The organism is Polaromonas sp. Polasp52, from assembly GCF_059491565.1.
Genome location: NZ_CP168513.1, coordinates 728193 through 740000 on the forward strand (window position 1 = coordinate 728193; position 11808 = coordinate 740000).

Sequence of the window (11808 nt, forward strand, 5' to 3'; positions counted from 1 at the left end):
GCCTTTTTGATCGCAACCCGGAGGGAATGGGGTGAAAACGGCGCCACTCTGCGTTGTGCTCCTAGCGCAGACGCCCGGTCTGGGCGTCGTCGCACGCCTTGATTGGCGCCGTTTTCACCCCATTCGCATTTGCATAAATAGCGTTAACAGGCCCTAAGGCCGTGAGGACTGCGCGCTTGCGGCTCCATACAACCAGGGCAAATCCAGCAGCTTCTCCCCCAGCATCTTCATCGCCAAATCCCGCCCCCACCGAACCACGCCATCGGCATGGAAGATCTGCCCGTTGCGCAGCGCCCTCGCCTGCACGCGCGCATTGCGCTGCCAGCGGTTAAGCGCATAGCGCTGCAGCATGGTGGGCACGTCCAGGGCCGGGTCCAATGCCTGGGCCAGGGCGCGGCCCAGTTCAGCGGCGTCTTCAATCGCCATGCCGGCGCCTTGGGCCAGGTAGGGGCGCATGGGATGGGCAGCATCGCCCAGCAAGGCCACACGGCCCACGGCGTGCTGGTGGGCGCCCTGCATGGGCGCGCGGTCGTGCAGCACCCAGAGGCGCCAGCCTTCAATCGCGCCCATCACTTCGCGCAGGGCGGCGCAGCAGCCGGCCGTCGCGGCGGCCAGGTCGGCGGCGTTGGCGCTGTGGTCCCAGAGGTCGGCTTCGGCCGCGACCTCGCCGTGCACGATGGCCACCACGTTGAGTGATTCGCCGCCGCGCACCGGGTACTGCACCACGTGCATGCGCGGCCCGAGCCAGGCGGTGACCTGCTGGCTCCTGAGCAGCTCGGGCAGGTCCGCCTGCCGCACCAGTGCGCGATAGGCCAGGTGGCCGGTGCGGCGCGGCAGGCCGTCACCCAGCAATTCCTGGCGCACCGTGCTCCACAGGCCGTCGGCGCCTATGAGGGCGTCGCCCTCAATGCCGGGGCCGTCGTCGGCCTGCACCGTGACGGCTTGCGCGGTCTGGCTGAAGGATTGCAGCGGCCGGCTCAGGTGCAGCCTGACGTCGGCGTTTTGCTGCACGGCCTCCAGCAGCAGGCGGTGCAGATCGGCGCGGTGCAAGGTGGCATAGGGCGCACCATAGCGCTGGGCGATGGTGGCACCCAGCGGCAACTCGCCCAGCAGCTGGCCCGAAATGGCGCTGCGCACCTGCAGGCGTTCAGGAAACGCAGCCACGATCTGCAAGGCGCCGGCCAGGCCCCAGCCCTGCAGCACCTTGACGACGTTGGGGCCGAGCTGGATGCCGGCGCCGACTTCACTGAATGCGTTGGCGCGTTCAAACAGGCGCACATCCCAGCCGGCGCGCGAGGCCGCGAGCGCCGCCGCCAGTCCGCCGATGCCGCCGCCGGCTATCAGGGCTTGCCTGAACATCAAGCCAGCAACTGCCGCAACACAAAAGGCAGGATGCCGCCGTTGCGGTAGTAGTCGACCTCGATGGGCGTGTCCACGCGCAGGATCACGGTGACCTCCTCGCGCGAGCCGTCGGCGCGCGTGATGACCAGCTTGGCCTCGCTTTGCGGCTTGAGTTCGGGGTGCGGGATCACGTCTATGACTTCGGTGCCGGTGAGCTTGAGGGTTTGCCACGATTCGCCCGGCTTGAACTGCAGGGGCAGCACGCCCATGCCCACCAGGTTGCTGCGGTGTATGCGCTCGAAGCTGCGCGCGACCACGGCCTTGATACCCAGCAACTGCGTGCCCTTGGCGGCCCAGTCGCGCGAGGAGCCGGTGCCGTATTCCTCGCCGGCAAAAATCACCGTGGGCGTGCCCTGCGCCATGTACTTCATGGCGGCGTCGTAGATGAACATTTTTTCGCCACCGGGCTGGAACAGCGTGACGCCGCCCTCTTCGCGCGAGCCGTCGGCGCCGGGCGGGATCATCAGGTTCTTGATGCGCACATTGGCAAACGTGCCGCGCATCATCACGTCGTGGTTGCCGCGGCGCGCGCCGTAGCTGTTGAAGTCGGCCTTCTGCACGCCGTTGGCCTGCAGCCACAGGCCCGCGGGCGAACTGGCCTTGATGGAGCCGGCCGGCGAGATATGGTCGGTCGTGATGGAGTCGGCAAACAGCGCCATGATGCGCGCGCCCTTGACGTCGACGCTACCGGCCTTGCCGGCATCCATCGCGAAGTCCTTGAAGAAAGGCGGCTCGGCGATATAGGTGCTGGCGGGCCAGGTGTAGGACGTGCCCTTGACGCCCTTGATGTTTTCCCAGAGCTTGCCGGGCTCGGTTTTCACCTTGGCGTAATTGGCGCGGAAGGCCTTGCCGTTCATCGCGTACTTCATGAGCTTGTAGATCTCGTCGCTGCTCGGCCAGATGTCGCCGAGGTAGACGTCCTTGCCCCCCTTGCCCTTGCCGACGGGCTCGGTCATCAGGTCGCGCATCACCGTGCCGGCAATCGCGTACGCCACCACCAGCGGCGGGCTGGCCAGGAAGTTGGCCTTGAGGTTGGGGTGTATGCGCGCCTCGAAGTTGCGGTTACCCGAGAGCACGGCCGCGCAGACCAGGTCGCTTTTGGTGATGGCTTCGTTGAGTTCGGGCGTCAGGTCGCCGGCATTGCCTATGCAAGTGGTGCAGCCGTAGCCGGCCAATGCAAAGCCCAGCTTTTCAAGGTAGGGCAGCAAACCGGTTTCCGTGAGGTACTCGGTCACGATGCGCGAGCCGGGCGCCAGCGAGGTCTTGATGTGCGGCTGCACCTTGAGGCCCGCCTCCACCGCCTTCTTGGCCAGCAGGCCGGCGGCCAGCAGCACGCTGGGGTTGGAGGTGTTGGTGCAACTGGTGATGGCGGCGATCAACACGTCGCCGTTGCCCACCGTGACGCCAGGCGGCGAATGCACCACCTCGGTCTGTGCCGTGGCCGGTGCGTCGGTGGTGTTGCTGGCGCGGGCGTGGGCCAGCGTGGGCCGGTTGCCTTCCATCTCGACCACGGCGCGCGCGGCGCCCGCCGGTGTGGGCGGCGCGGCCGGCAGGGTGTCCTGGCGGCCTTCGTCGGTGCGGCGCACCAGGTGGCGCGTGTTCAGCATGGCCGGCGGCTGGTTGAAACCATTCTCGGCAATCGGCTTGCTGAACAGCGACTTGAACTGGCCGGCGACGTTGCCGAGCTCGATGCGGTCCTGCGGGCGCTTGGGGCCGGCCAGGCTGGGCGTGACGTCGCCCAGGTCCAGCTTGACCACATGCGAGTAGTCGATCTCGCCGGCTTTCGCCACGCCGAACAGGCCCTGGGCCTTGAAGTAGGCCTCGAAGGCTTCGATCTCTTCCTTGGTGCGGCCCGTGCCCTTGAAGTAGTCAATGGTTTTTTCGTCGACCGGAAAGAAGCCCATGGTGGCGCCGTATTCGGGCGCCATATTGCCTATGGTGGCGCGGTCGGGCAAGGCCAGCGTGCGTGTGCCTTCGCCGAAGAACTCAACAAACTTGCCGACCACCTTTTCCTTGCGCAGCTGCTCCGTCACGCGCAGCACCAGGTCGGTGGCAGTGACGCCTTCGCGCAGGCGGCCGGTCAGCTCAAAGCCGACCACGTCGGGCGTGAGGAAGTAGACCGGCTGGCCCAGCATGGCGGCCTCGGCCTCGATGCCGCCCACGCCCCAGGCGACCACGCCAATGCCGTTGATCATGGTGGTGTGGCTGTCGGTGCCCACCAGCGAGTCGGGGTAATAAACGCCGCCCGCCGTCTTATGCACGCCGCGCGCCAGGTATTCGAGGTTGACCTGGTGCACGATGCCGAAGCCCGGCGGCACGACGCCGAAGGTGTCGAAGGCCTGCATGCCCCACTTCATGAACTCGTAGCGCTCGCGGTTGCGCTGGAACTCGAGCTTCATGTTGAGGTCCAGCGAATTTTTCTTGCCGTAGTAGTCGACCATGATGGAGTGGTCCACCACCAGGTCCACCGGCACCAGCGGCTCTATGGCTTTCGGGTTCTTGCCCAGCTTGAGCGCCACGCTGCGCATGGCGGCCAGGTCGGCCAGCAGCGGCACGCCGGTGAAATCCTGCAGCACCACGCGCGAGACTACAAAAGGGATTTCCTCGCTGCGCTCGGCCCTGGGCAGCCAGTTGGCGAGCTGGCCCACGTGCTCAGCCGTGACTTTTTTGCCGTCGCAGTTGCGCAGCACCGATTCGAGCACGATGCGCATGGACACCGGCAGGCGCGCGACTTTGGGGAATTGTTTGGCCAGTTCCGGCAGGGAGTAGAACTTGCCGGTCTTGCCGGAGGCGGTCTTGAAGCTTTTGAGCGTGGAGGGAAAAGCGTGGGGAGGCGGTTTGGCCATGGCGGACTCCTTTTTTATTGACGGCAGCCCCCATTCTGGCAGGCACTGCGGCCCCGTGGGGGGCCGAGCCCGCATATCCTGCCCGCCTGCCCAGTCTTGGGCCTTGTCACCAGGCCGGTTGCGGCGCCGCGCGGCGCAGGCCGAAGTACTGCAGCTCGGCCAGCACCGCCACCGTCAGCGCCTGGACCACCACATAAGCCGCGCCCAGCATGGAAGGCGACACCCGGCCACTGGCCAGCAGCAGCACGCAGCCCAACGCCCAGCCCATATTGCCCGCCACCAATACCCAGACGATGGGCCGCGGCAAGGGCTTACGCGTTGAAACAAAAACGACGACCGCGGCGTAGACCAGCAGGAATTCGCCGGTGTAGACCAGCAAACCCTCGGGCAGGTTCAGCAAACGGGCCATCGCCGCCGGAAAGGCGACCTGCAATACGCCGCAGGCAATGCAGGACAGCGCGTCCACACGCAGCACGTTGCGCAGGAAGTTGGGGGAAGACAGCATGGAACTCGAAAACATGGCAAAACTCCTGATGCGGCAGCCGGTGATGTGAATCAGCGCGCCGGGCCGCCGGGTCGGTGCGCATGGAGGCCATCATTCCCGGACCCCGGCCGACCGTCGATAACCTGGCAGGTAATGGAAAACCGGCCACCTGCCTTTACGATGAGGGCCATGACCGCCAGCACCCACTCCCCAAGCCGCCAGGCGCCGCGCAGCGCGCCCCAGCCCTTTGGCGACCACCTGCGCCACTGGCGCCAGCACCGGCGCCTGAGCCAGCTGGACCTGGCCCATGAGGCCGACATCTCGACGCGCCACCTGAGTTTTGTGGAAACCGGCCGCTCGGTGCCCAGCCGCGAGATGGTGCTGCGGCTGTCGGAGCGGCTGGACATTCCGCTGCGCGAACGCAATGCGCTGCTGGTGGCGGCCGGTTATGCGCCCATGTACCGCGAGCGCCCGCTGGACGACCCTGCCCTGGCCTCGGCCCGGCAGGCCGTGGAGCTGCTGCTCAAAAGCCACGAACCCTACCCGGCCCTGGCGGTGGACAGGCACTGGAACCTGGTGGCCGCCAACCGCATGGTGCCTCACCTGATGGAGGGCGCCGACGCCTCGCTGCTGGAGGGACCGGTGAATGTGCTCAGGCTGAGCCTGCACCCCAAGGGCCTGGCGCCGCGCATCGCCAACCTGCCGCAGTGGCGCACGCATATCTTTGAGCGCCTGCGCCAGCAGATTGCGGCGACTGCAGACCCGTTGCTGGAGGCCTTGCTGGAAGAGCTCAAGGCCTATCCCATGCCTGAGGAAGCGAAAAGCGAACACCTCGAAGGCGAGCACCCGGGCGTGGTCATGCCCTTTTTGTTCCGCACACCCGCCGGCATGCTGAGCTTTATCAGCACCACCACCATCTTCGGCACACCCGTGGACGTGACGCTGCAGGAACTCGCGATGGAGACTTTTTTCCCGGCGGACGATTTCACGCGCCAGGCGTTGCTGGCGCTGGCCGCGCAGGCCTAGCGACGGTCAGAGTTCGACGATGGTTTTGAAGCCGCCCCAGATCATGCGTTTGCCGTCGAAGGGCAGGTTCTTCGGGTCCATCATGGCTTCCAGGCGCGGGTCGGACATGACTTTTTTATTGACGCTGTCGCGGTGCTTGCGTGACTTGTAGGTGATCCAGGAAAACACCACCACCTCGCCGGCCTTGAGCTTGACGCTTTGCGGGAAGGACGTGAGCTTGCCGGGCTGCACATCGTCGGCGAGGCACTCGGTGTATTCGATCGCGCCGTACTCCTTCCAGATCTTGCCGGCCTTGCGGGACAGCTTGCGGTAGTCCTCCACTTTCTTGGCGGGGACGGCAACAATGAATCCATCAACATAACGGGCCATGGGGAAATCTCCTGGTTAAAGGGCTTGCTGACATATTGTGTACGCCGTACACAATATAGCCAAAAACAGGCATTCCCTCTGCGGAAAAAGTAACAAAGCTTGTTGGCCCCGGCGGGTGGGCGCCCTCGGCGCCGGCCTCAGGCGCCGAAAACGTGGGCCTGGCCGGCCACCGTGATGCGCACCATGGCGCCCAGCGCCGGCGCATGCATGCTCGCGCTGTGCACCAGCAGCGGTTCATCCCAGGCGGCCGAGGGTGCCGGCGCCGTGGCGGCCGGGCCGGTGCCGCGCACCAGGCGTACCGACAGCACGCACACCGAGCCGCCGAAATCGGTGTCAGTGACCGCGCCGTAGCAGGCATCCCCACGCGCCGCCGCTTCGGCGGGCACTTCGGCCACCTGCAGTTGCTCGGGCCGCAGCATGATTTGCGCCGTGCCCCGGCGCCCGCTGTCGTTGACGGCGACGCGCCCCAGCGCGCAGTCGGCCCAGCCGCCGGCCAGTTGCGCGGGCAGCACGATGCTGTCACCCAGGAAGCCGGCCACGGCCGCATCGCGCGGCCGCAAATACAAATCAAGCGGACGGCCGGCCTGCACCAGCAGCCCCCCGCGCATTACCGCCACCTGGTCGGCAAACGAGAGCGCCTCCGCCTGGTCGTGCGTGACGAGGATGGTGGTGATGCCCGCCGCGCCCAGCAGCTGCGCCACCGCCTTGCGGGTGCTGGCGCGCAGGCCGGTGTCGAGTGCCGAGAAAGGCTCGTCCAGCAGCATCAGCCGCGGCCGCTGCGCCAGCGCGCGCGCCAGCGCCACGCGCTGCTGCTGGCCGCCCGAGAGCTCGTGCGGGCGGCGCGCCAGCATGGCGCTGTCCAGCGCGACCATGTCCATCAGCTCGGCAATGCGTTCGGCGCGCTTGGGTGTATTGCGCGGCAGGCCGAAGCCGACATTGCCCTCAATCGTGAGATGCGGAAACAGCGCGCCGTCCTGCGGCACATAACCTATGCCGCGCTCGTGCGCGGGCACGGCCTCAGGCCCATTGGCCAGTTGCCGGCCGCCCAGGGTGACACGGCCCGCGTCGGGCGCTTCAAAGCCGGCGATGATGCGCAGCAGCGTGGTCTTGCCCGAGCCCGAGGGGCCGACGATGGCGGTGCGGCTGCCGGGCGCGACGCTCAGGTCCACGCCGCCCAGCGCCTGCACGGCGCCGTAGTGTTTGCGTATGGCTTGCAATTCCAGGGAAGTCGTCATCGCGTCATCGTCCCGCCGTGCGTTTGGATTGTTGGTAAAGCAGCCAGGTCATGGGCAAGGAGAGCAGCACCATGATGAGCGCATAGGGCGCGGCGGCGGCGTAGTCGATCTCGCTGCTGTAGGCCCAGAAGGAGGTCGCCAGCGTGCGCGTGCCGTTGGGCGCGAGCATCAGCGTGGCGGTGAGTTCGTTGGTGATGCCCAGGCCCACCAGCGCCGCGCCGGCCGCAGCACTGGGCGCGGCCAGCCGCAAGGTGACGGCCCACAGCGCCTGCGCGGGTGTGCGGCCCAGGCTGCGCGCGGCCTGCTCCAGCTCCACCGGCGCCTGCGCGATGCCGGCGCGCAAGCTGATCAGGGCGCGCGGCAAAAACATCAGCAAATAGGCCAGCAGCACCGTCAGCGCCGTCTGGTAGATCGGCAGGCGCACGGTCACGGTGACCAGCGCCAGCGCCACCACCACGCCGGGCAGCGAGCCGACCATGTAGTTGCAGGCTTCCAGCACGCGCTGCAGCCGGCCCGGCGAGCGTATCGACAGCCAGGCCATGGGCACGGCGGCCACGGTGGTCAGCAGTGCGCCGGCCAACGCAAGGCCCAGGGTTTGCAACAGCGACGGACCGAGTTCATCGAAACGCCAGACGGCCGCGCCGCCCGCCAGCAGCCAGCGCCCCAGCGTGAACAGCGGCACGCCCAGGGCCAGCAGGCTGAGCAGCGCGGGCAGCAGCAGGCTCAAGCCGGCCAAGCGGCCCAGCTTGCGCTTGGATGGCATGCGCGCCGCGCCCGTGCCCACACGCGCATAACGCTCCTTGCCGCGCGCGGCCGCTTCCAGCCCCAGCAGCGCGAAACAGCAGACCACCAGCACACCCGAAAGCATGTTGGCCGCGGGCCCGTTGTAGGTGGACTGGAACTGGTCGACGATGGCGGTGGTGAAGGTGTCGAAGCGGATCATCACGTACAGGCCGTACTCGGCCAGCAAGTGAAGGCCCACCAGCAGCGAACCGCCGCACACCGCAAGGCGCAGCTGCGGCAGCACCACACGAAAGAACACGGCCCAGGGGCCCAGGCCCAGCGAGGCGGCGCTGTCTTCCATGCCCGGGTCCAGCCGCCGCAGGGCCGCCGCCACCGGCAAATACAGAAACGGGAAATAGGCAATCAAGGAAACCATCACGCCGGCTGGCAGGCCGTGCAGGCCGGGCGCCACCGTCATCCAGGCATAGCTGTGCACAAACGCCGGGACCGCCAGCGGCGCGACCAGCAGCCAGGCCCAGGTGCGCGCGCCGGGCAGGTCGCTGCGCTCGGTGAGCCAGGCCAGCGCCACCGCCAGCACCGCGCACAGCGGCACCGTGAGCGCCACCAGCAGCGCGGTATTGACCAGCAGCTCACCGACGCGGGGCCGGAAGATCAGGGCCGAGGCCGTGTCCCAGCCGGTCTGGACACCGACCCAGAGCACAAAACCCAGCGGCAGCAAGGCCAGCAGCGACACCACCAGGGCCGCGCCGCCCACCCAGGACAGGCGCCAGCCGCCGCGGCCGGCCGCCGGCGCGGGCAGCAGCACCGCAACCGCCGGCTTCAGGGCGGCATCGGCGCCGGCATCAAGGGGCAAGGCACTCACGGGAAGTGTCCGGTCGGCGGACTCAAAAACGGTTTACAGCAGGCCGGCCTGGGTCATCAGGTCGGTGACTTTTTTGCTGTTGAGCTTGGAGGGCTCGACCTTGGGCGCCTGCAGCTCGGCCAGCGGCACCAGCTTGGGGTTGGACTGCGCGCCCGTGCCGACGGCGTACTCATAGGCATCGCCGGTCTTCAGGATGTCCTGGCCGCCCTTGCCGGCGATCCATTTCACAAAGGCCTGGGCTTCGGGCTGGTGCTTGCTCGAGGCCAGCACGCCGCCACCGGAAATGCTCACAAAAGCGCCGGCATCCTGGTTGCGGAAATAGTGCAGCTGGGTGTTGTTGCTGTTCTCGCCGGTCTTGGCCTGGTCGCCGTAGTAGTAATAGTGGTAAATGACGCCGCCCTCGATCTGGCCGGCATTGACGGCCTTGAGCACCGTGCCGTTGCCCTTGTAAGGCGTGGCGTTTTCCTTCATGGCCTTGAGCCAGGCGGCGGTGGCGGCCTCGCCCTTGAGCTCAAGCAACGCGCTCACGATGGCCTGGAAGTCGGCGCCCGAGGGCGACGCGGCCCAGCGGCCCTTCCACGCGGGCGTGGCCAGGTCCAGCATGGACTTGGGCAACTGGGCCGGCGTGAGTTTGGCCTTGTTGTAGACAAACACGGTGCTGCGCGCGGCGATGCCTATCCAGCGGCCGTGCGCGGGGCGAAAGTTGGCGGGCACTTCAGACAAGGTGGCCGCGTCCAGCGGGGCAAACAGCCCGACGCTGTCGACCAGCGCCATGGCGGGCGAGTTCTCGGTCAGGAACACGTCGGCGGGCGATGCGGCGCCCTCCTGCACGATCTGGTTGCCCAGCTCGGTGTCGCTGCCGTTGCGCAGCGTGACCTTGATGCCGGTTTCCTTGCTGAAGGCATCGGCCCAGGCCTTGGTCAGGCTGGCGTGCTGCGCGTTGTAGACCACGATGCCTTCCGGCGTGGGCTTGACGCCCTGGGCGGTGGCGGCCAGGGGCGCTGCCAGCAGGCCGGCGGCCAGCGTGGCGGCGGCGGCAAGGGATGGGAGGGACAATTTCATGAAACACCTTTAGGGATGGAAAACGGCAAGCGCTGCGGGCGAGCCACGCCTGTAAGCCTACCGTAATACAAATGCGAATTACTTGCATCTGTATGGTAACCGCTTCCACAGCCCCGGGCATGTCTGGCGGGTAAACCTGCGCGTACTGTGAGGCTGTGGGCCCGCGCTGACAGGCGGCCGCGACCGAGGCTGATGCGCCGGCCCCGCATGCGGGCCTAGCATCAGCCAGATACCCGCATTTTGGAGGGAATTCCCATGAGCACACCCAAATCCGACCACGACACCCTGTGGGAGCTGATCCAGGGCATACGCTTCGGCATGCTGACGCACCGCCACGCCAACGGCATGCTGCACGCCCATCCGCTGACCACCCAGAACCAGTCGCTGGATGAGGATGCGCGGCTGTATTTCTTCATCTCGCGCAAAAGCGAACTGGCGCAGCGCCTGCAGCAGGACGGCAATGTCAATGTGTCTTATGCCGACCCCGGCGAGGACAGCTATGTGTCGCTGTCGGGCCAGGCGCTGATCGCCGAGGACCAGGACAAAAAAGAGGAGCTCTGGTCACCGCTGGCCCGCAGCTGGTTTCCCGCCGGCGTCCACGACCCGGACCTGGCTTTGCTCGAAGTGCGCGTCCACCACGCCGAATACTGGGACGTGAAGGAAAGCAAGATGGTGCAGTTGTACAAGATGGCCAAGGCGGTCATCACGGGCGAGCTGCCGCGCAAGCTGGGCGAGCACAAAGAACTGCACATTTCCTGAGAATCTCTTTCCAAGCCCTCTCAAAACAGCTACCCCCACCGGCCCACACCATGTCCTTTATCTCCTTCAATAAAGCCACCGAACCGACCGCCCCGGACGACCTGCGCATCAACACCGCCGCCGTGCTGTATGTGGAGGCCTCTCGTCCCGACCTGGTCGGCCAGACCACCATCCACATGCTGGGCCAAGGCACCACGGTCAATGCCGTCACCGAGTCGATAGGCACGGTGGTCTCTTCCATAGGCGGGCTGGTGGCGGTCAAACGCCATTACCTGGCGCCCCCGCCCGACGACGGTGCAAGCACGGTCTATGTGTTGCCGGCCAATGTCAGCCACACGCGCCCCAACCTGCCGCTGGCGCCAGAGTTCTGGTACTTGAAATTTGTCGATGGTTCGGAATTGCGGGTGGCGGACCCGCTGCCGCCGGGGCTATAGCCTCCCTCAATGAAAAAAGCCCCGCAAGAAACCGCGGGGCTTTTTTGCATGCGCACGGGGCAATCGCACTTCACTTCTTTTCAACCTGCACCGGTACATAGCGCACGGGCTCATCGCCCACACGCAGATAGTTCACAACCCCCATCACGTCGTCGACCAGCCAGACAGCTTTCTCCAGCGCCTCAGACTGCTCGCGCGTCTTGACGCAGCCTTTGAGAAACACCAGCCGCCGCTCGCCCTGCACCCAGACGCTGGTGTCGTCAAAACGGCCGTCGAGCTTGATGTATTGCGAGACGCGCGGAATGATCTCCTGGTCGTACCAATACGAGTTGGCCAGGCGGCAGCGGCCCACACGGTAGCAGCTGCCGCCGTGCTGCGCCCGCACATGCGCCACGTCGCGCACTTCCTGCTCGGTGTAGAGCGGCCCCTCAGGCACCGGGCACTGGGCGATGGCCGAGGTGACCTGCACAAAGGGGTCGTTGAAGGCGTTGGTGCGTGCCTCCTGGGCGCCCGCACCCGTGGCCGACGAAAGCGCAAAAAAAAGGAAGGAAAGAAGTGACGGTTTCATCATCACTTCATCCTTCCA

At 66.6% G+C, this 11808-nt stretch carries 11 protein-coding genes; 3 read left to right on the top strand and 8 right to left on the bottom strand.

All coding sequences use genetic code 11. The features are described 5' to 3' along the window. Positions 1–153: 153 nt before the first annotated feature. The 3 genes from ACEN9P_RS03585 to ACEN9P_RS03595 all read right to left on the bottom strand — a co-directional run bounded on the left by ACEN9P_RS03585 (position 154) and on the right by ACEN9P_RS03595 (position 4767). Positions 154–1359 carry an FAD-dependent monooxygenase gene (locus tag ACEN9P_RS03585; RefSeq protein ID WP_495621106.1) on the bottom strand — a complete coding sequence of 402 codons (1206 nt, stop codon included), beginning with the start codon at positions 1357–1359 and terminating at the stop codon, positions 154–156. Then, positions 1359–4247 (bottom strand): aconitate hydratase, encoded by a 2889-nt coding sequence (locus ACEN9P_RS03590; protein ID WP_495621107.1) that lies wholly within the window; start codon positions 4245–4247, stop codon positions 1359–1361. Before ACEN9P_RS03590 ends, ACEN9P_RS03585 begins: the two co-directional genes overlap by 1 nt. A 106-nt stretch (positions 4248–4353) precedes the next feature. Then, entirely contained in the window at positions 4354–4767 is a 414-nt protein-coding gene (locus tag ACEN9P_RS03595; protein ID WP_495621108.1) for a hypothetical protein, read from the bottom strand. Between the two features lie 153 nt (positions 4768–4920). Here ACEN9P_RS03595 and ACEN9P_RS03600 point away from each other — a divergent pair, with 153 nt between their 5' ends. After that, positions 4921–5757 carry a helix-turn-helix domain-containing protein gene (locus tag ACEN9P_RS03600; RefSeq protein ID WP_477661901.1) on the top strand — a complete coding sequence of 279 codons (837 nt, stop codon included), beginning with the start codon at positions 4921–4923 and terminating at the stop codon, positions 5755–5757. 6 nt (positions 5758–5763) lie between these two features. On the opposite strand, the gene ACEN9P_RS03605 is transcribed toward ACEN9P_RS03600, so the two are convergent. The 4 genes from ACEN9P_RS03605 to ACEN9P_RS03620 form a co-directional block, all read right to left on the bottom strand. Further along, a complete protein-coding gene (locus tag ACEN9P_RS03605) occupies positions 5764–6126 on the bottom strand; it encodes a DUF1428 domain-containing protein (RefSeq protein ID WP_074577619.1) in 363 nt (120 codons plus the stop codon). 137 nt (positions 6127–6263) lie between these two features. Then, positions 6264–7361, bottom strand: a complete 1098-nt coding sequence (locus tag ACEN9P_RS03610; protein ID WP_495621109.1) for an ABC transporter ATP-binding protein — start codon at positions 7359–7361, stop codon at positions 6264–6266. A 4-nt stretch (positions 7362–7365) separates the two neighbouring features. Beyond that, a complete protein-coding gene (locus tag ACEN9P_RS03615) occupies positions 7366–8967 on the bottom strand; it encodes an ABC transporter permease (RefSeq protein ID WP_495621110.1) in 1602 nt (533 codons plus the stop codon). Positions 8968–9000: 33 nt separating this feature from the next. Then, complete coding sequence (locus ACEN9P_RS03620) at positions 9001–10029, bottom strand: iron ABC transporter substrate-binding protein (protein ID WP_477661904.1); 1029 nt, start codon at positions 10027–10029, stop codon at positions 9001–9003. Positions 10030–10284: 255 nt separating this feature from the next. On the opposite strand from ACEN9P_RS03620, the gene ACEN9P_RS03625 reads away from it, so the two are divergent. After that, positions 10285–10788 carry a pyridoxamine 5'-phosphate oxidase family protein gene (locus ACEN9P_RS03625; protein ID WP_495621111.1) on the top strand — a complete coding sequence of 168 codons (504 nt, stop codon included), beginning with the start codon at positions 10285–10287 and terminating at the stop codon, positions 10786–10788. Between the two features lie 50 nt (positions 10789–10838). Further along, the gene (locus ACEN9P_RS03630; RefSeq protein WP_477661906.1) at positions 10839–11222 is read left to right on the top strand and encodes a hypothetical protein; all 384 of its coding nucleotides are present in this window, start codon (positions 10839–10841) and stop codon (positions 11220–11222) included. A 70-nt stretch (positions 11223–11292) separates the two neighbouring features. On the opposite strand, the gene ACEN9P_RS03635 is transcribed toward ACEN9P_RS03630, so the two are convergent. Next, a complete protein-coding gene (locus ACEN9P_RS03635) occupies positions 11293–11793 on the bottom strand; it encodes a BON domain-containing protein (protein WP_495621112.1) in 501 nt (166 codons plus the stop codon). Between the last annotated feature and the right edge of the window lie 15 nt (positions 11794–11808).

Coding starts and splice junctions, on each gene's coding strand:
- ACEN9P_RS03585 (WP_495621106.1), bottom strand. CDS start 1,359: ATGTTCAGGCAAGCCCTGATAGCCGGCGGCGGCATCGGCGGACTGGCG.
- ACEN9P_RS03590 (WP_495621107.1), bottom strand. CDS start 4,247: ATGGCCAAACCGCCTCCCCACGCTTTTCCCTCCACGCTCAAAAGCTTC.
- ACEN9P_RS03595 (WP_495621108.1), bottom strand. CDS start 4,767: ATGTTTTCGAGTTCCATGCTGTCTTCCCCCAACTTCCTGCGCAACGTG.
- ACEN9P_RS03600 (WP_477661901.1), top strand. CDS start 4,921: ATGACCGCCAGCACCCACTCCCCAAGCCGCCAGGCGCCGCGCAGCGCG.
- ACEN9P_RS03605 (WP_074577619.1), bottom strand. CDS start 6,126: ATGGCCCGTTATGTTGATGGATTCATTGTTGCCGTCCCCGCCAAGAAA.
- ACEN9P_RS03610 (WP_495621109.1), bottom strand. CDS start 7,361: ATGACGACTTCCCTGGAATTGCAAGCCATACGCAAACACTACGGCGCC.
- ACEN9P_RS03620 (WP_477661904.1), bottom strand. CDS start 10,029: ATGAAATTGTCCCTCCCATCCCTTGCCGCCGCCGCCACGCTGGCCGCC.
- ACEN9P_RS03625 (WP_495621111.1), top strand. CDS start 10,285: ATGAGCACACCCAAATCCGACCACGACACCCTGTGGGAGCTGATCCAG.
- ACEN9P_RS03630 (WP_477661906.1), top strand. CDS start 10,839: ATGTCCTTTATCTCCTTCAATAAAGCCACCGAACCGACCGCCCCGGAC.
- ACEN9P_RS03635 (WP_495621112.1), bottom strand. CDS start 11,793: ATGATGAAACCGTCACTTCTTTCCTTCCTTTTTTTTGCGCTTTCGTCG.